The following is an 18888-nucleotide window of genomic DNA, read 5'->3' as shown; positions in this document are numbered from 1 at the left end:
CTACCAAGACATGATCGACCTGGCCGCCCTCACGCTCTGGCTTTGAGGACAGGCCCTAGGCGGACCGCCACAATGTTGACGCGGAGATGTCGGTGCCGACGCCTTCGGAGTCTGATCAGGCACGCACCAAACGCGGGTCTCCGAACTTGCGGGTGGGGACTGCCACATCAGGCTGTCTGCCGCCGGGAGGGCACCGGTTGTTCGCCTGGGCAGTCGTCCTTGGGCGCACGGGCAAGCTCGCGGATCTGAGGACGCCTTCGGCGGCTGATGGTGTGAGATCGTCATCTGACACACTTTTGGAGCCGTCGTCACCATCTGGCTCTCTGCGGTCTCGGTAGGTGGGTTCCATTTCACAAAGCAGGTCGTCTGGCCGGTTCAGATTCCTGCGGCCGCTTCATGTCCCACTCGCACTGTCTCGGCAGGTTCACGTGAACACCTCTGCGTTCGACCCTGATAGGCCGTCGGCCAACAGCGAGCCGGAACAGCCGGCTCGACTGCCACCGTGCCGGGTACGTGGGTGCGCGTGGAGGGGGCCTTGCCCTGACCACGACTTCTCGGACCACGTCGATCCAGGCATCGCACGTCTGCTCCGGCAACGACCCATGGGCGGCGGTAGGAAAGTCAACCGGCAGGCAGTGCACCATCCGCAGTCGCGTTATCGAATGTCGAAGGTGGTGGTGCGGTCTGCCGGTGACGTCCAATCCGTGCCCATGCCCCTTCCGAAACGGCTCAGGAAGCCCGCAACGGCGCAACCCGCGTCGAGCCGTGCGGACAAGTCTGTCACGGAAGCACAGCCGCCGGAGACGCCGGGTACGGCCACGGCCGACATGCAGTCCGCAACGGACTTGCTCGCGCCACGCACCGCATCGGAGGCAACACGTCCGGTCCCGGCGCCTCCCGCTCTGCCACGCCCTGTGCCACGCCCGCCCGCAGGCGCCCGCCCGGTGCCCCGGCCGCCGATCACGCAACGGGAATCACCCGAACCCGCCACCGTTTCCTCGAAACCGCGGGAGGAGGCGTCGCAGCAGGAGATCCGCGTTGTCCGTCGGCGGGAGAGGCGCCTTTCCGCAGGGGCCCGTGCCTCCGTCCGGACTGACGGCGGCTCCACGGACTCGACTGCTCTGGTCACCAAGACGACGGTCCGTCGAGTCATCGGCCGACGCATGTCCTGATGAGACCGGAAGCGGCCTGCTGAGGCACTTGCGGCCTCAGCAGGCCGCTTCCGGTCTGCCGGGGAGCGCACCAGCGTCGAGTTCGGAGTGCACGGTCAGGCCAGCGACCTTTTCACAGGCCCGTCCTGACCGCAGGTTCCTCAGTCGATCAACCAGTCATGCCCGTCAGCGAGTCGCAGGACAACCTCGCGCACCTGCAGAACCTGCGCGGCCGTCAGCGACTGGACCTCCTTCAGGAGTGCTTCCGTCACTTCCGTTGTCAGTTCGGCACGGGTGAGAACCTCGCAACTCTCACTGAAGTCGGCGATCCAACTCGGCGCTTGTTCGGCGCGCGCCGCGCCCTGCTCGCTTTCGGGGGTGGAGTCGCCTGGATCCACGACTCGCACGTCGTAGGCCTTGAGACCACGCTTTCCGCCGACCACCTGGAAGGAGACCCTCGTACCGACCCGGAGGTCCTGTTTGCCTTCGACAAGACCGTTCACATGAACGAAAACGTCTTCCTCGCCGCCCTTGTCGGGCGCGATGAACCCGAACCCTCTGCCCGCGTCAAACCGCACGACGCGGCCCGTCAACACATCCGACATGCTCACCTGACCGCCAAATCCACTCTGCTGAAAGAGATACCCACTAGAACAACCAGAGGCGATGTCGCGGGGTGCTCCAGCCCGCGACATCGTCCGTCCACATCCTCCACCCCACGCAAACCGCGAGCAGTCCGAACCGGTTGACGTGGTCAGGACCGATGACTCAATCCTTGATCATGAAGCGCAACGGGCTGGCTTCAGCCGTGCTTCGGACGAGCAACTCGTGGTGGAAGCTCATGGCCTCACCGTCTCCACGCCGGATTGCCGCGACCAGCTCATCAGCGGCCACCGTTGCCGTTATCAGCGACGTGCACTGTTCCGCACCTTCCTCATCGCCGTGGGAAAGCATCAGATCTCTCAGCCCACAGAGTACTTCTTCGAACGACGCGGACATGATCGAGCCTCCTCCTGGGTCCGGCCTCAACCCTGGACTCGGTTCGGGCCAATCGCCATGAGGAGCCAGGAAGCAGGGCCATGAGGGCAGACAGATCTACCCCTTGTTACCGGTGCGCCGTCTCGGAGCCGGCGAAGGTCAACTACGTCTGAGCGGAGAAGGTGTTCCACTCGGTGGAACGTTCGATCAAGGCTCACCGTGCACGGCTACACGATATGAGGTGATTCCGCACAGGCTCGAAAGACTTCCGATAATGCCGAACGATCATGGATGGGGATGATTCGATGACTACCGCGGAGAAGCAGGAACGGATCCCGGAAAAACTGGGAAAGCTTCCGATCGCGGAATTTACGTCCTGTCCGCACGAAGCTTTCGCAAGACTCCGTGAAGCCTCTCCAGCGATCCCGGTCGACAGCACCGGCTACCGCTACTGGGTCATCACCCGATATGAGGACGTGAGGAGGGTGCTGGCGGATCCGAGTGTTGAAATCGATCTTGTCAAGCACGGTGAGATCATCACCTCGAGCTGTGTGGTGAGAAACGATGCCTTACGTCCTCGCATCCCGCGTGCGGCAAGTCGAAGCCCGTTCTACCAGGACGGGGAACTTCACAACCTGGTGCGCGCGGCCTCGAGAAACTTCTTCACCGCCGAAAGAGTTGAAGGGCTGGTAGATAAAGCTCGCGATGCCGCCCAGGGGCTGCTGGACAAATTTTCGGCAGGTCAGCCGATCGATTTCATGGCGGACTACGCCAACCCGATTGCCGGGAAAACGCTCTGCGCGATTGCCGGTATCCCGGACAACGAGCGGAACATGTTGGCGACCGTTGCGGGCGAGTCGATGATGACCCCGGTGATCAGCAGGGTAGAACGATCCGCGAGGCTGCTCGTCGAGTGGGCGAACGAGCTCATCGAAATCAAACGCGGAGAGCCGGGTGACGATGTGTTCACGAGCCTGCTGAGGCTTCACGATGAAGGGAAGATGACCAGAGAAGAACTAACCTCGACCTACATCGTGTTCCTCGTCGGTGGTATGGAAGTGGCCATTGCGATCGGCAACGGCGCTTTCAGCTTCCTCACGCATCACGACCAGCTCGCCAAAGCGCTGGCGCACCCGGACCTGTTCACCAGCGGTGTGGATGAGATCGTGCGTTATGAGTCGAACTTCCGGTTCGTCGCACCCCACATCACCACGCAGCCGTTGCATCTTGACGGCGTGACGGTTCCGGCGGGTGAGCTGGTTCTGCTCTGCCTCGGTGCGGCGAACCGCGATCCGAGCCAGTTCGATGATCCGGACACCTTCGACATCACTCGGGTGACGACGGGGCATCTCGGTTTCGGGCACGGCAGGCACCGGTGCCTGGGTGTGCAGCTGGGCAAGGCGGAAACCGCCGCCGCGCTGCGGCTGTTCTTCGAGCGTTTCCCCAGGACCACGCTTGTCGATCCGCCTGACCAGGCCCAGTGGCAGCCGGGAAAGTTTCAGCGCAGGTTGGAGTCGCTGCCGGTCATTCCGTTCTGACGCCTGTACTCCAGCCGTAGATCGTCATGCCCGTGCTTGGGCTGCTTCTCGTCGCTGGTAGCAGCTGGTGCGGGCGCGGTGTTGGTGGCGTCGTCGCCAATGTGACCAGGTCAGCGGGGCAGGCGGCGGATCTCGTTGCAGCTCAGGGCGACGAGATCGTCGGGCGTGGGCTGCTGTCGGTGTTCTCCGGCGGCGATGACGGCGAGCAAACCGTGAGTCACGCGGTTCAGCGCGCAAGACTCGTTTTAGTCCATACGGACGACTGCGTGCAGTTTCTCCGCGCCTACTTCTAGGGGTGGTGGTCCTCAACGCCACCTGTTGTCCCTTGTGGACGGTTGTATCCAGGAGATCGGGATGGCCGAACGGGATGACGACGACCTGGCGGGTACCTCGGGGTCGCGGCGGCGAAGCACAGCGCGCTGACGGCGGTGGCGTGCGGGTCCGGCGCACTCGCCGCGGGTGCGAGCTGCGCGTTCTCGATTCGGCCGGCGGTTCCGTGCACTGGCGTTGCACCCCGACCGTGGCGATGTCCTTCTTCAGATCACCGGCCTCGTTGAGCACCAGCCGCCTCGGCGACGCCGAGGCGGCTGGTGACGTCATCGCGCAGGTCGTCACGGACGCCGTCGGTGTCTCACACGGTCACGGCGAGCAGGTGCTGCGTTTCGTGCGGATCACGGTCACCGGCCTGCTCGGCGATGGTCCAACAGTTCTTCCGCGGCAGGTCCGCGAACAGTGCCAACAGGAACGTCCCGGCTCGGCGCCGGGACTCGGCAACCTCAGCACGATCGTTCCCTCCTCCAGGCTCGGCGCCATCACGGTCGCGAAGTTCTCCATGAAGGCGGTCGCGGAACCATCGTGACCCTCGGGCGGGAAAGCTTCAGGTGTTCCTCGATCCGGCGCTTCGAGTCGCGGTGCGGCACGCCCGTTGCACGAACGCAGTCGTTTGCTGGTCACCTCAGCTACCGCCAGTTCATGATCACATCGCCGAATGAGTGAGTTGTCAACTGTTAAAGGAGATGTTCGAACGAACACGCGCATCTGGCCTGATGGTCGTCCTTTTCTGTGCCGGTGGAGTGGGGCGGTCCCGGTGTGAAGCGGTGCCGGACCACGATGTCGCCTGGTCAGGCGGGCTAGCGCCGGACGCCGACGTGAGCTGGCCGCCTCATGACGTTGAGCCCGGCAGGTTTCCCTTCGGTAAAACTGCCGGTTGAATGTTCAGCTGTGATCGTTGTGGACGAGACGATGGCGGCGTTCGTCCTGGCGCTGTCGGGACCGCATCGCCTTCACGCCAGCTGCTCAGAGGGCGGTGCACGATGACTTCACCTGATCGGCCTGGTGCGGCTGCTCCGTGCCGACCCGCCGGCCGTGTCGACGTTGTGGATGACGGGAACGACAAGCCGTCCCTCTTCGGCGAACTGTTGCTTCAGCACCGGCGTGCCGCTGGTCTCAGTCAGCAGTCGCTCGCCCGCCTGTCCGGGATCAGCGTCCGTGCTCTGCGCGAGCTCGAACGGGGCCGGGCTCGCGCGGCCCAGCGCCGCTCGGCGGAGGTGCTCGCCGAAGCGCTCGGCCTCGCCGCAGACGCTCGTGCCGAGTTTCTCGAGGTCGCGCGTGAAGGCCGTCGGCGTGGGGTGAAGGACCCCGTTCCCAGTGCTGCGGCGTTGCCCCTGCTTCCGCCTGATCTCGTCGGAAGGGAGTGCGAGCTGCTGCGGCTGCGCGAACTCGTCCACGCCACCCCCAGCGTCGCGATCGTCGGGCAGCCCGGGGTCGGCAAGACGGTGATGGCCACGTTCACCGCCCAGCAGATGCGCGACGAGTTCCCGGACGGCTGCTTCGCCATCGACTTGCGTGGCGTCGACGAGCAGCCGCTTGCGGTGCATGTGGTGTTCGAGCGGCTGCTGCGTGCGCTGGGCGTCCCGCAGAGCGACATTCCGGCGAACGAGGTCGAGCAGGCCGGGGCGTACCGGGCGGTGCTGAGCAGCCGCCGAGTGCTGGTGTTGCTGGACAACGCCGCCGATGAGGCGCAGATCCGCCCGTTCCTCGTCTCCGCGCCGGGCTGCCGCACTCTGATCACCTGTCGCCGTATGTTGATGGGACTGGAAGGTGTGCGCTGGCTGCAGCTGGGGCCGCTGGAGGACCCCGACGCCGTCGCGTTGCTGCGCTCCATCGTGGGGGACAGGGTGCGCGAGGCGCCTGGTGAGGCGGCGGAACTGGCGGCGTTGTGCGGAAACCTGCCGCTCGCGTTGCGGATCGCCGGCAACCGGCTGGCGAGCAGGCCGTCCTGGTCGCTGTGTTACCTGATCGGTCAGCTGCGCGATGAGCGGACTCGGCTCACGTCGTTGTCGGCGGGGGATCTGCAGGTGCGTTCGGCGTTGGAGGTGTCGTATCGCCGTCTGTCGCCGCGTGGGCGCACGGTGTTCCGTCGACTCGCGGCAGTGCCCGGCTCGGACTTCGGCGTTGAACTGGTCCGGGTAGCGGCGGAGATGACCGAACGAGACGCTTTGACCTGCCTCGACGAGCTCCTGGACGCCAGCATGGTGCTGGTCTCGCCGGTTCAGGGCAGGTTTCGCTTCCACGACCTGATCCGAATCTTCGCGCGCGAGCGGTGGGAGGCCGAGGACGCCGCAGCCGAGCGTGACCGAGTCACCCAGGTCGTACTCCGTCACCTGCTGCGCGTCGCCTCCGCGGCGGGCACGCAGTTCTTCGCCAGTGGTCCGCGCAGTGACATCTTCGCCTCGGTTGAGGAGGCGCTCGTCTGGCTGAACCACGAGGCTTCCAACTGGTTCGCGGCGGTGCGCGCCGCGGCGCGCCGCGGCTGGCACCGGGAGGCGCTGGGCCTGGCCAAGTCCATGCACTGGTATTCCGACGACCACTGGTTCGTCGTGCCGTGGGAGGAAGTCTTTCGCATCGGTGTGGACGCCGCACGCGCTCTGGGCGACAAGTCGTCCGAGGCGCAGCAGCTCAACTTCGTCGGGTGGGCGCTGCGGTTTGAGTCGGCCGCGCTCGGGTTCCACGAGCAGGCCTTGCGGGTTGCCGTCGAGGTCGGGGACGCGCTGGAGCAGGTCTGGGCTCTGGCCTACATCGGTGCCATCCACGTCCGGGATGGTGACGCCGACCGCGCGCGCGAGATTCTCCGGCGGTCCGTGGAGTTGTCTGCCCCGTTCGACTTCTGGGATGTCCATGGCGTTGTGCGGTACCGGTACGGGAGGATGCTACTCCGGCTCGGTGACACGGAGGAGGCGTTCGCCGTGCTGCAGGCCGTGCTGGCGGATGTGGAAGCACACGGCACGGCTGGGCTGTCCCTGCGGCGCCAGTCATTGGTGGCGATGGTGAACATAGGGGTCGGGTTGTGCCTGCACGAACTGGGGAAGTGCGGTGCGGCGGTGACCATGTTCGCTCAAGCCAGGAAGATCCACGCCGAGAACGGGGCCAGGCTGATGGAGTCCGGGGCGGCGATTTGGGAAGGCCGGTGCCGGCTCGACGCAGGTGACACGGCAGGGGCAGCTGTCGTTCTGGAAGAGGCTCTCGCCGCGTGCGAGGAGTTTCCGATGACAGAGCTGTACGCCCAGGCGAAAGCCGAGCTGGCCAGGCTCCCCGGGAAGCGAGTCCCGCTGGGCGGCGTGTTGCCTGAAAGGTCATGAAAAGTTGTTCGGCCGAACAACGTCGTCGGCCTGATCGGTGAACGATTGTTAGCGTGGTCACCACTGGATGGCCCAGTGCGGCCCAGTCCTGACGCCCGCGTCGGCTGGTGTTCTGTTCGAACAGTGCGGAGAGCGCACTTTCTGCCCTGTTCGTCGTTCCGGCTGGCCCGGTTCGGGGTGGATGAGGCTCCAGGTCGACTTTTTGTGCCAAACCTTTTGTCTCAACTGGTTCCGAGGCGGCCTGTCGTTTCCATCGGCGGGGCGGACGTGCCGCCGGTGGGGTTCGAAAGGGAAGAAGTCGGCTCTTCTTGCTGCTCGTACCGGGCCGTTCGTAGCAGTCTGGTGCTCTGACGGGATCTTGCTTTCGCGAGTTCCGTTCGCCCGGCAACCAGTAGCCGTTCACAAGGGAGTCTTCAATGGCAGAGCCCACCACCGTTAACCCTGGGGCAGTGTCAACCACTGCTGAAGGAATGCACAAGGCTGCAGGTTTCCTCACCGAGACGGCGAGCACGGCCAAGGGTGCCCTTCAGTCTGTCGGCGACGGTCTCGCGGCGCTGAAGGCCACGTGGACCGGTCAAGCGTCCATGGCCTTCGACGCCGCGGTGCAGGACTGGATGAGCGAGTGCAAGGTCATCATGGACAAGCTCACCGAGATGATCGTCATCATGCAGGGCAACCAGAAGGTCATCGTCTCCGGGGAAGAGTCCAACAACCAGATTGCTGCCAGCATCGCGACCGGCCCGGGTCTGAGCGGTCTCTGAGTCAAACCATTTCCGCCCTGAATGAGCTGTTGAGAGGAAAACGCGTGCCTACTTATACGTTCGACCCCAGGATGGCCGATTCGGTTCGCGACCAGATGGCGTTGGTCACCAAGAAGCTGCACAGCGAGCTGGAAGCGATGCACCAGAAGGTCATGGCCACCCTGCAGGACTGGCAGGGTGCCGCCAAAGACCAGTACATGCAGGCCAAGAAGGAGTGGGATGCCGCCGCGCAGCGCATGCCGGAGAAACTCCACAGGACCGAGGTTGCTCTGCAGCAGATCACGAACGGCTACCTGCAGGTCGAGCACACCGGCATCAACGCCTGGGGTGGGTACGGCGTGAAGTGACGAGCCGGTGTCGCCGGGGGGGCGCGGTCGATCTCGGCGACACCGTTCCTCGATCCCATTTCTGGAGATGAAAGGACGCGACAATGGGGAATAGGGCGAAAGAAGAAAGTGGAGACCCAATCCCGGATCCGAACCGGATGGAAAAATACGATTATGCCAAGAGTAATCCCGAAGAATGGGGTGGTGGTTCGCCTGAGGGGCTCGACAAGGTGGAGTTCCCTGCTCCTGGTGTGTTGACCAGGGGCTTTCCGCCGCCTGATGTGCCGGCCAACGGTCAACAGTCCGGTGGCAGGGTGCGGGTCAGCACGGAGGCGTTGAAGGTTTTTGCGGAGAATCTCCGTTGGTGGCTTCCGGCGCTGAAGCATGCGAAAGAGCAGGTTGATTCGGTCGAGATCCATCCTGGTGTCTTCTTCGATGCTTGGGACCTGAGGGTTTCGAAAGTCGAAGGTGGCGACAAGACGCAGACGATCAAACAGACCACTTCCAAGTTCCTCGACGATGCCATCAAAGCGATCACGGCGGTGACGACGGAGACGGAGAGTCTCGCTGCGGCGTATACCACCGCAGAGGAGTTGAACGCCGTGACGGGGCAGAAGCTCGGTGAGTATCTCGAGAACGGCAAAGTGTACCTCGGCAAGGCCGTCGGCCGGGCAACCATCTGACCTCAGCACGACAACCTCTGTCGTCGCTGCTCATCACCGGTTTTCGCGGGCAGTGGTCCCGCGCGTCACGTGAAGGCGTCTCACCATGACCACGCCAGCGTCCTCGTCGGACAAAGGGGACATCGTCGCTCGGGACGACGGGGTTCACGTCGCCAAAGGTGACGGATCAGGGACGAGTAGGGATGACTACGACAACTGGAACTGGAAATACATCATGACCGCCATCACCGGCGTGGGCGCGGCTGGTGGTCTGGAGCGTCAGCACGTTTTTGACGGCAAGCAGAAGCCATCGGATCCATCGACGCTGTGGAACGCCGCGTTGTCCTTCCGTCAGGCTCAGGAAATCCTGGAGAAGGTGAACCAGAGCATCACCAACCAGATCGAGGCCCTGGCCGGAGAGCACGGACCTTGGCAGGGTGAGGCTGCCACAGCGTACCGCGAGTGGATGAAGCAGTTCGCCAAGGCCTTCCACAACCACGCCGAGCAGATCGGTGGCGGCATTGCCGCCCAGAATCCCGTGCCTGAGCAGTTGTGGACTGCGGGCAACTACCTCGCCTGGGCGATCAAAGCTGTTCATGACATCGACGCCTTTTACGCGAACGAAGCGCTTCGCATCGCAGCCATCAAAGGCGAAGACATCGTCATCGAGAACGAAACCCAAGGCAACACCATTCACGTAAGCAAGTACCCGGAGATCGTCAAGCTGCTTGACCGCGACATGCGGACGGTGCTGAAGACGCTGGCTACCGAGTACAAGTCGCAGCAGTACAGCACCGACCTGACGCCGGTGCCGACCCCGGACCCGTTCACTTCCCAAGGGGGCCCGAATGTCGACCCGAGCAACTACATTCCGCCGCCCGGCCCCGGTAGCTCTGTGCCGCCTCCTCCTCCCTACACTCCGCCTCCGCCGATCGAGATCCCTCCGCCGCCTCCCGGTGGCTCTGTGCCGCCTCCTGGCGGCCAGGGAAGCAACTACATCCCCCCAAGCTTCGATCCGGGCAAGTTCGATCCCGGCAAGTTCGACGCCGGGAATCCTGGTCCTCGTCAGTTCGACGGTGGCGGAAGCGGCCCCGGTGCGTTCGACCCTGGCGCGTTCACGCCGGGAAATGCTTCGATCCAGCCCCCGCCGGGCACCTCTTTCGATCCTGGCGGCGGCTCCGGTCAGTCAGCGTTCAACCCCAATGACTTCACTGGGGGCACTGATCCAGGCGGCTCCAGGTTGCCCGACGGCGGTGGGACTGCTTTCGTGCCGCCTCCCGCTTCCTTCGGGCCGATCACGCCGCCGCCCACGACGGGCAGGAGCAATTCCAACGGGGCCGGTGGGTCGAGTTCGCCTGGCGAGTTCACTCCTGGCGAGTTCACTCCAGGGGCGCCGGACCTGTCGACGCCGTTCAAACCCGGACAGTTTACGGGTGTCAGCGTCCCCGATCCGAACAACTGGGCGGCCGGGCAGGGCGCGGGCAATGCCGGCAACAGCGACCGGAACGGGATCGGCATGCCCGGCGGCATGCCGCCGGGCATGCCGTTCGCACCTGGCGCGGGCAACGGCGCGAACGCCGCTGAGCGATCGGACGCTTCGGGTCTGGTGAGCGGCGGTACTGGGGCATGGGAAGGCGCGGACATTCCAGGACTGGGCGATCCATCGCAGAAGCCCGGCGAGGGGACGGCGCCCTCGCAGAAGCCGAACGAGTGGGCGGCTTCTGGTCCGGGTGGGGTCGGTGTGCCTGGTATGGGTGGTATGCCGATGGTTCCTCCTGGGGCGCCGCCGTTTTCTCCGGCCGCGGGTAATGGTGCTGGTGGGTCGGAGCGGTCGGATGCGTCCGGGTTGATCGGTGGTGAGACCGAGCCGTGGGAGGGTGTGGACGCTCCGGGGCTTGGCGAGCCCAGCGGCGGCACCGTTCCTCAACAGTCCGCCGAGACGTGGGCGGCTTCTGGTCCGGGTGGGGTCGGTGTGCCTGGTATGGGTGGTATGCCGATGGTTCCTCCTGGGGCGCCGCCGTTTTCTCCGGCCGCGGGTAATGGTGCTGGTGGGTCGGAGCGGTCGGATGCGTCCGGGTTGATCGGTGGTGAGACCGAGCCGTGGGAGGGTGTGGACGCTCCGGGGCTTGGCGACCCCAGCGGTGGCACCGTTCCCGGGCTGGCGGCTCAGGACTGGGAGCCTTCGAGCGGCGATCAGGTGGCGACGTCCGGCGTGCCGATGATGCCGGGTGTGCCGTTTGCCCCGGCCGCGGGTAACGGCGCCAACGCACCTGAGCGCTCGGACGCTTCTGGCCTGGTGGCCGGTGGAGCCGAGGCGTGGGAAGGCGTGGAGGTCGCCGGGCTCGGTGATCCAGGCGGCGTCGAAGCTCCGCCTGCCACTCGCGAAGAACGGGTCCAGGCCACCGGCGCGCAGCCGGTGCCCTCCATCCCGGTGGTCCACCCGGCTCCGAGCGGGCCGGGCGAGAAGCGGCGCGAGGGAGCGGCTGGTGCGCCGTCCGGTCTCGGCGCGCAGGCGCCGGCCACGAGCGGTGGCAACCTTCCCGGCGCCGTGGCGGACGTGGTTCCCCTGGTGGCCGAGGACGACCGCGTCGCCGTGGTGACGCCTGACGACGGCAACGAGGACTTCAGCGCGTGGGACGCCGGTGCCTCGGCAGGGCTTCCCTGGCTGCTCACATCGTCCCGGTCGGAGGATGACCGGGACGAGGAGCCGGAGACTCCGGACTACACGCTTCGCGAGACGACCGGCTGGGGCCACACCGCTGGCAGGACTGGTGTCGTCCGGCCCGACGGCGCGTCGGCGGTCGCGGCCGTGGACATCTCGGACTTCGTACCGCGGTTCCAGCCACCAGTGACGGAGCTGTCCAGCTCGGGTCTGGACGCACCGGAGGAGACCGAGCCGGCTGAGGAGACCGACGAGTCCGAGGAGGAGCAGGACGAGCGCACGTCGGCTGATCTGCTCAAGCAGGACGAGAAGGCCTGGGGTGGCGACTCGATGCCGAAGGCGTCACCAGGAGTGATCGAATGAGCACCATCACCGTCAAGCGCGGGCCTCGCATCGAGGGGCCCGCGCTGCCGGAGGGTGAGGAAGAACTGCAGGAACCGCCGGTCATGCCGGAACCGGCGGTCCACGACTTCAGCTCCGTGCTGATGTTCCTGCCGATGGCGATCGGGCCGGTCGCCATGATCCTCATCTTCTCGTCGATGGGCTCGGCCGGCGCGTCGCCGTTCGTGTTCATCATGGCCGGCACCATGGCGATCGGCATGATGGCGATGGCCATCAACCAGCTGTTCCGCAACGCGGGCGAGCGCAAGCGCAAGCTCAACGCGGAGCGCCGCGACTACCTTCGCTACATCGGGCAGTTGCGGCGCCGGGCGAGGGAGACGAACAACGCGCAACGCGCGGCCGTGGTGTGGAACAACCCTGACCCGTCGTGGCTGTGGTCGATCGCGTCCGGTCCACGGCTGTGGGAGCGACGCGGCAGCCACGACGACTTCGCCCGTGTCCGGATCGGGCTGGGCACCCAGCAGGCGGTGATGGACTTCCTCCCGCCCTCGACCAAGCCGATCGAGGATCTGGAACCGCTGTCGGCCATCTCGCTGCGCCGGTTCAGCGAGACCTACCGGACAGTGAGCGGCATCCCGATCTCCGTGGGCCTGCGCAGCTTCACCAGTGTCGAGTTCGCGGGCGACCAGGAGGCCGCGGCCGGGCTCCTGCGCGCGCTGATCGGCCAGCTCGTCACGTTCCACGCGCCGGACGAGCTGCGGATCGCCGTGCTCACGGCGCCGCAGAATCAGGCTGACTGGGACTGGGTGAAGTGGTTGCCGCACACCGCACATCCCGAGCTGCGGGACGGTGCGGGCCCGCTGCGCATGCTGACCTGCGACCACGACGAGCTGATCGACCTGCTCGGTCGGGAGGTGCTCGATCGGGGCGACCACGACAAAGCGGTGCTGCCCGGTGTCGCCGAGCCCTTCATCGTGGTCGTCGCCCACCTCGCGACGATTCCCGAGTACTCCCCGCTGTACGGATCCGGTCTGCGCAACACGGTGCTGCTCGACGCCACCGGCGTGCTGGCCGGTGGCGTGAAGGTGCTCCGGCTCACCTGCCGAGACGGCGAAGTGAGCTACCCGGTCGGCGACGAGACCGGCACCGCCACGCAGGACACGTTCAGCGTTGCCCAGGCGGACACACTCGCCCGGCTGATCGCGCCGAAACGCACGAGCGGCACCGTCGACGTCGCCGACCGCCCGTTCGAGAGCGACTTCGAACTGACCACGTTGCTCGGCATCCGCGACGTCCACACCTTTGACGTCAACGCCCAGTGGCGGCAGAAGACAGCACAGCGGTCCCGCCTCCAGGTGCCGATCGGTGTCACCGAGGACGGTGAGGTCGTCGAGATCGACCTGAAGGAGTCCGCCCAGGGCGGTATGGGCCCGCACGGCATGCTGATCGGCGCGACGGGCTCCGGCAAGAGCGAGCTGCTTCGCACACTGGTGTGCAGCCTCGCGGCCACCCACTCGTCGGAGATCCTCAACTTCGTTCTCGTCGACTTCAAGGGCGGCGCGACCTTCATCGGAATGGACAAGTTGCCGCACACGTCGGCGGTGATCACGAACTTGGCCGACGAGCTGCCGCTGGTCGACCGGATGCAGGACTCGATCACCGGTGAGATGACGCGGCGTCAGGAGATCCTGCGCGAAGCCGGCTACTCCTCGCTGTTCGACTACGAGAAGGCACGCAACACCGGTGGCCAGCTGGCACCCCTGCCGACGTTGCTGGTGATCGTCGACGAGTTCTCCGAGCTGCTGAGCGCCAAGCCCGAGTTCATGGAGCTGTTCGTCAGCATCGGCAGGCTCGGTCGCAGCCTCGGTGTGCACCTGCTGCTGGCGTCACAGCGACTTGACGAGGGGCGTATTCACCGCGTCGAGGGACATCTGTCCTACCGCATCGCGTTGCGAACGTTCTCCTCGATGGAGTCCCGCAGCGTCATCGGCGTGGCGGACGCGTACGAGCTGCCTTCCGGACCGGGCAACGGTTATCTGAAGTTCGACACCAGCACGCTGGTCCGGTTCAAGGGCGCCTACGTCTCCGGCCCCTGTCTCACCACCGCTCCCGAAGCCGGTGCGAGAGCCGACGAGGACACCACCGCCGGTGAGGTCGTGCCCTTCTACACCCAGCCGAGCCCCCGGATGTACGAGATCCGCGCGGCCGAGGCCGCGGAGGCGGAGGAGGTGCCGGAGGAGAACACAGGCGAGACAGAGGAGGACGCACCAAGCCTCGCTGAGGTCCTGATCAATCGGCTGGCCGGCGCCGGACCCGCCGCGCGACAGGTGTGGCTGCCCCCGCTGGCGGAGTCCCCGAGCCTCGACTCGCTGCTGCCGAGCGTCGTACCGCATCAGCAGCTCGGCATGTGTGTCGACGATCTGGCGGTGCGTGGGCGTCTGCGAGTGCCGGTCGGAGTGGTCGACCTGCCGTACGAGCAGAAACGTGAACTGCTGGTCGCCGACCTCGCTGGTGCGGACGGCCACATCGGTGTCGTAGGGGCTCCGATGAGCGGCAAGTCGACGCTGCTGCGCACGCTCGTGCTGGGTCTCGCACTGACGCACACCCCGGAGGAGGTCCAGTTTTACGGCCTCGACTTCGGCGGTGGCGGCATCATGTCGATCAGCGGTCTCCCGCACGTCGGTTCGGTCGCGACCCGGATGGAGCGCGATCGGGTGGTGCGCACGCTCGAAGAAGTCGTCCAGGTCATGGAGATGCGTGAGGCGCTGTTCGCGGAGCGTGGCTTCGAGTCCATGGCCGGCTACCGCGCCGCGCGCAGCGCGGGACACGTCGAGGATCCCCACGGCGAGGTGTTCCTGATCATCGATGGCTGGTTCACGCTGCGCCAGGACTTCGGCGACCTGGAAACGAAGCTGACCGAGATCGCCGCTCGTGGCCTGTCGTTCGGCATTCACCTCGTCGTGTCGTCCACCCGGTGGTCGGAGATTCGGCCGTGGCTTCGTGACGTGCTCGGCACCAGGTTCGAGTTGCGGCTCGGTGACGCGATGGAGTCGGAGGTCGGGAGCCGCAAGGCCGCGACCGTGCCGAACCAGCCCGGCCGCGGTCTCACCACCTCCGGATTCCACTTCCTCGCCGCACTTCCGCGCCTGGACGGGTCCTCCGCCACGGAGGACCTCGCGAGCGCGACCAAGTCGATCGTCGAGGAGGTGCGGGCGTTCTGGCCCGGCCGCAGCGCACCGGGTGTCCGGCTGCTGCCGATCAGGCTGCCTGTCGTCGACCTGCCCAAGCCTCAGGACGGTGGTTCACGGATCTGCCTCGGGCTCGACGAGCAGCGGCTCCACCCGGTGTGGCACGACTTCAACGCTATTCCGCACCTCTTCGTGATGGGCGATGCCGAGACCGGCAAGACCAACGCGCTGCGGCTCGTGATCCGTTCGATCGTGACCGGCTTCCGGCCGGGGGAGGCGAAGATCCTCATCGCCGATTCGCGCCGCGACCTCGACGGCATGGTCCCGGAGGAGTACAGGATCGGTCACGTGGTCAGCGCCGAGGCGTTGACCGACCTCGCCACCAAAGCGGCCGTGTCCTTGCACAAGCGCGTGCCCGGCCCGGACATCTCGTCCGAGCAGCTGCGCCGCCGCGACTGGTGGGAGGGCCCGCAGCTTTTCGTCGTCGTCGACGACTACGAGCTCCTGTCCACGGGTATGGCGATCGGATCGCCGTTGGACGCGTTGCTTCCCCTGCTGGCTCAGGGGGTCCACATCGGATTCCACCTCATCGTCGCCCGCAGCAGTGCGAACGCCATGCGCGGCATGATGGATCCGGTGATGCGGCGGCTCTGGGAGCTCGGTTCACCGGCCCTCTTGTTCTCGTATCCCAAGGAGGAGGGCAAGTTCCTCGGTGAAGCCCCTCCGCGCACGCTGCCGCCCGGCCGCGCCCAGCTCGTGACCCGCCGCGGTGTGAAGCTGGTCCAAACCGGACTCGTTCCGGTGGAAAGTCCGCACAACGACGCTCCGATGACGGTCGGCGCGTCCTCCAGGATCGAGGAAGTGTGACGGCCCCGGAACTCTGCCGCATCACTGTGCTCGGCCCCAGTGGCCGCGCGGATCTCGCCGTGCCGAACTCCACCACGGTCGCGGCCCTGCTGCCGACCCTGGTGCGGCACGTAGTGCGTGACCAGGATCGTCAGGAGGACGAAGAGTACAGGTCGTGGGTGCTTCAGCGACTCGGCGAGCCACCGTTCGACCCGGACGGCACACCCGAGACGCTCGACTGGCTCGACGGAGAGCAGCTGCACCTCCGTCGCGCCGAGGACCCGTTGCCGGAACTCGCCTTCGATGACGTGGCCGATGGCATGGCCACTGCGGTCAACCGGCAGAACAACAGGTGGAACGACGCGGTCAACCGCATCTTGTTCCTCGGCCTCGCCGGGTTCGTGCTCGCCGCGATCGCGGTGTCGTTCTTCGAGAACTCGAGCAAGGTGGCCGCCACCGTCACGGCGGGCGTGCTGGCGCTGGTCCTGTGCGTCGTGTCCGTGCTGATCTCCCGCTCGTTGCAGGACAAGGTTCTCTCGGGAATCGCCGGAACGGCGGGGTGCGGGTACGCAGGGCTGAGCGGTCTCATCGGGTACTCGGGTGTGGCCGGCGCGCTCGACCTCGAACCGGCCGGGGTGCTGGTCGGTGGTATCGCGCTGGGTGCGACATCGGCGATTTTGCTCGGGGTGCAACGGCTCTTCGCACGCGCACTGCCCATCGTGCCGTTCGGTGTCACGGCGGTCATGGGGATCGCGCTCCTCCTGACGGAGTGGTTGCACCTCGGGGTGGACCTGGCCCGCCAGCAGACCGCCGCGGTGCTGATGTCGGCGTTCTACGTCCTGTTGTTGTTCGCCCCCAAGCTCGCGACGCGAGCCGCCCGCCTGCGCGGGCCTCAGCTTCCGCGCACGGCCGACGAGATGACGATCGACATCGAACCGATGCCCGCGGCTCAACTGGCCGAGCAGACCGGACACGCCGACCGCTACTTGAGCATGCTCACCATCGGCGCGTCGTTCGTCGCGTCCGCAGGGTTCGTGTATCTCATGGTCGAGCCGGGCTGGCTCGACTTCACGCTCGGTGGCCTGTTCGCTGCGCTGATCCTGTTGCGCTCGCGGGAGTTCCTCAACATCGCCCAGCGCACGTCACTCGCGTTGGCCGGCACGTGGGGATCGCTGCTGGCCGCGCTCGCCCTGATCCGCGAGCTGGACGACCTCTACCGGGCAACGGGCGTGCTGGTCCTGCTCGGTGCGGCGTTGTTGCTGGTACTGGCCGCGTTGCGCCCCACGTACCGCAGGCTGCTGCCGATCTGGCCGCACCTCAGTGATGTGACGGAGAACCTGGTCAGCCTCGCCGTGGTGCCCTTCGTGCTGCATTCGCTGGGCGTCTTCGCATGGGCACGCGGACTGGCGGGGTGAGGTCAGGTGCAGACGAAGAGAGACCACGTCCACGCCTACCAGGCGCTCGTCGGCCGGATGAGCGCGGCGTTGATGCTCGGTGACACCAACTACAGCGAGCCGCCCGCACGGCGTGCTCTGCTCGGACTGGTGTTCGGCGTGGTGCTCGCACTGCTGATCGGCGTGGCGTGCTGGGTCTACGGCCTGATCACCCCTGGTGGCAGCACCGTGTGGAAGAAGCCGAACGTCATCCTAGTGGAGAAGGAGAGCGGCGCGCGCTTCGTCTACCAGCACGGAGTGCTCTTCCCGGTGCTCAACCACGCCTCGGCTCTGCTGGTGCAGGGTGTGGACGCGAAAGTCGAGTCCGTCTCGCGGGCCTCCTTGCGCGACCTGGAACGCGGCCAGCCCATCGGTATCGCCGACGCACCGGATCCGGTGCCGGCGCGCGGATCGCTGACCGGCGCGCGCTGGTTGCTCTGCCTGCCGCGTACTGGCGGTACCGACGTGCCGGGTGCTGGCCCGATGAGCATGAACCTCAACCCCGACGCACCCTCGACGCCGATCGGCGAGCAGGAGTATCTGTGGGTGGCCGCGCCCGACGGACAGCAGTACGTCGTCTTGGCCGGTCAGAAACTGAGGCTCACCGCCGCGTTCGTGGCCGTCGCGCTCGGTCTCGGCACCGGAGCGCCCCCGGTCGCGCCGCTGGAGTGGCTCGCCGCACTGCCGGACGGTCCGGAGGTGGGCGCCGCCACCATCGCGGACGAGGGCAGGAGGAACGTGCGGATCGGCGACACCGACCGTCCGGTCGGGACGGTGTTCCGGCAGGTGGCGGGCAACGGCAAGGAGACCTTCTCGGTGCTTCGCGCGGATGGCCTGGCGCCGTTGTCGGCCACCGAGGCGGCGTTGCTGCAGGCCCGGAGCGGCAGTCCGGTCGTTGAGATCAGCGCGGCGGTCATCGCCGCCTCCCCGCGCTCGTCTGACGACTCGCTCACCAAACGCATCCCGGACCTTCTGACGGCGAAGCCCGTGCCTGCTGGCGAGCGCGCCTTCTGCCTGCGGCAGGAACCGCAGGGGGTGAACATCGTGAGTCAGGTCGTCACGGTTGAGCGCCCGTACGCATGGATCGGCATGAACGATCAGATCGGCCCATATCTCAAGCCCTCCACCGGAGTGCTCGCGGCGTCGGTGCCCGCACCGACGACCGCGGGGGCCAAGCCCGACCGGTACCTCATCACCGATCAGGGGCGCAAGTATCGACTGGCCGACGACGAAGCCGTCAAGGCACTCGGGTTCGGCGGCGTCGCACCCGTGCCGATCTCGGCTGGAGTGCTGGCGCGGATTCCGAGTGGTCCGTTGCTGAGCCGGGCAGCGGCCGGCATGTCCGAGAAGGGACGTGGCTGAA

The 18888-nt window shown here is 66.3% G+C and carries 12 protein-coding genes and 1 pseudogene; 10 read left to right on the top strand and 3 right to left on the bottom strand.

Annotation, left to right across the window (positions count from 1 at the left end):
* Positions 1–1312 precede the first annotated feature (1312 nt).
* Both IEZ09_RS39675 and IEZ09_RS39670 read right to left on the bottom strand, forming a co-directional pair.
* A complete protein-coding gene (locus IEZ09_RS39675) occupies positions 1313–1756 on the bottom strand; it encodes a cold-shock protein (RefSeq protein WP_229813357.1) in 444 nt (147 codons plus the stop codon).
* Between the two features lie 163 nt (positions 1757–1919).
* The gene (locus IEZ09_RS39670) at positions 1920–2150 is read right to left on the bottom strand and encodes a hypothetical protein (protein WP_189258998.1); all 231 of its coding nucleotides are present in this window, start codon (positions 2148–2150) and stop codon (positions 1920–1922) included.
* A gap of 284 nt (positions 2151–2434) precedes the next feature.
* Here IEZ09_RS39670 and IEZ09_RS39665 point away from each other — a divergent pair, with 284 nt between their 5' ends.
* Together IEZ09_RS39665 and IEZ09_RS48185 are read left to right on the top strand one after the other, a co-directional pair.
* On the top strand, positions 2435–3667 hold the full coding sequence (locus IEZ09_RS39665; protein WP_189258997.1) for a cytochrome P450: 1233 nt from the start codon (positions 2435–2437) through the stop codon (positions 3665–3667).
* Between the two features lie 32 nt (positions 3668–3699).
* The gene (locus IEZ09_RS48185; RefSeq protein WP_189258996.1) at positions 3700–3960 is read left to right on the top strand and encodes a hypothetical protein; all 261 of its coding nucleotides are present in this window, start codon (positions 3700–3702) and stop codon (positions 3958–3960) included.
* Between the two features lie 167 nt (positions 3961–4127).
* Here the strand turns inward: IEZ09_RS48185 and IEZ09_RS47040 are convergent.
* A pseudogene (locus IEZ09_RS47040) lies at positions 4128–4409 on the bottom strand (transposase); the annotation flags it as partial.
* Between the two features lie 634 nt (positions 4410–5043).
* On the opposite strand from IEZ09_RS47040, the gene IEZ09_RS39650 reads away from it, so the two are divergent.
* The 8 genes from IEZ09_RS39650 to eccB all read left to right on the top strand — a co-directional run bounded on the left by IEZ09_RS39650 (position 5044) and on the right by eccB (position 18887).
* On the top strand, positions 5044–7305 hold the full coding sequence (locus tag IEZ09_RS39650) for an ATP-binding protein (RefSeq protein WP_229813356.1): 2262 nt from the start codon (positions 5044–5046) through the stop codon (positions 7303–7305).
* 416 nt (positions 7306–7721) lie between these two features.
* Complete coding sequence (locus IEZ09_RS39645) at positions 7722–8066, top strand: WXG100 family type VII secretion target (RefSeq protein WP_189258993.1); 345 nt, start codon at positions 7722–7724, stop codon at positions 8064–8066.
* Between the two features lie 71 nt (positions 8067–8137).
* Positions 8138–8413 carry a WXG100 family type VII secretion target gene (locus IEZ09_RS39640; protein ID WP_189258992.1) on the top strand — a complete coding sequence of 92 codons (276 nt, stop codon included), beginning with the start codon at positions 8138–8140 and terminating at the stop codon, positions 8411–8413.
* Between the two features lie 83 nt (positions 8414–8496).
* On the top strand, positions 8497–9075 hold the full coding sequence (locus tag IEZ09_RS39635; protein WP_189258991.1) for a hypothetical protein: 579 nt from the start codon (positions 8497–8499) through the stop codon (positions 9073–9075).
* An 85-nt stretch (positions 9076–9160) separates the two neighbouring features.
* Entirely contained in the window at positions 9161–12079 is a 2919-nt protein-coding gene (locus IEZ09_RS39630; RefSeq protein ID WP_189258990.1) for a WXG100 family type VII secretion target, read from the top strand.
* Positions 12076–16113: a type VII secretion protein EccCa gene (eccCa, locus tag IEZ09_RS39625; protein ID WP_189258989.1), complete on the top strand. Its 4038-nt coding sequence runs from the start codon at positions 12076–12078 to the stop codon at positions 16111–16113. Before IEZ09_RS39630 ends, eccCa begins: the two co-directional genes overlap by 4 nt.
* Positions 16110–17507 (top strand): type VII secretion integral membrane protein EccD, encoded by a 1398-nt coding sequence (gene eccD / locus IEZ09_RS39620; RefSeq protein WP_189258988.1) that lies wholly within the window; start codon positions 16110–16112, stop codon positions 17505–17507. Before eccCa ends, eccD begins: the two co-directional genes overlap by 4 nt.
* 6 nt (positions 17508–17513) lie before the next feature.
* Positions 17514–18887, top strand: coding sequence for a type VII secretion protein EccB (eccB, locus tag IEZ09_RS39615; RefSeq protein WP_189258987.1), 1374 nt, complete (start codon positions 17514–17516; stop codon positions 18885–18887).
* Position 18888: the final 1 nt, after the last annotated feature.

This window comes from Lentzea flava, from assembly GCF_014648475.1.
Taxonomy (GTDB): Bacteria; Actinomycetota; Actinomycetes; order Mycobacteriales; family Pseudonocardiaceae; genus Lentzea; species Lentzea flava.
This window is presented reverse-complemented; position numbering and strand designations above follow the sequence as displayed.

Coding starts and splice junctions, on each gene's coding strand:
- IEZ09_RS39630 (WP_189258990.1), top strand. CDS start 9,161: ATGACCACGCCAGCGTCCTCGTCGGACAAAGGGGACATCGTCGCTCGG.
- IEZ09_RS39635 (WP_189258991.1), top strand. CDS start 8,497: ATGGGGAATAGGGCGAAAGAAGAAAGTGGAGACCCAATCCCGGATCCG.
- IEZ09_RS39675 (WP_229813357.1), bottom strand. CDS start 1,756: ATGTCGGATGTGTTGACGGGCCGCGTCGTGCGGTTTGACGCGGGCAGA.
- IEZ09_RS39640 (WP_189258992.1), top strand. CDS start 8,138: ATGGCCGATTCGGTTCGCGACCAGATGGCGTTGGTCACCAAGAAGCTG.
- IEZ09_RS39670 (WP_189258998.1), bottom strand. CDS start 2,150: ATGTCCGCGTCGTTCGAAGAAGTACTCTGTGGGCTGAGAGATCTGATG.
- IEZ09_RS39645 (WP_189258993.1), top strand. CDS start 7,722: ATGGCAGAGCCCACCACCGTTAACCCTGGGGCAGTGTCAACCACTGCT.
- eccCa (WP_189258989.1), top strand. CDS start 12,076: ATGAGCACCATCACCGTCAAGCGCGGGCCTCGCATCGAGGGGCCCGCG.
- IEZ09_RS39665 (WP_189258997.1), top strand. CDS start 2,435: ATGACTACCGCGGAGAAGCAGGAACGGATCCCGGAAAAACTGGGAAAG.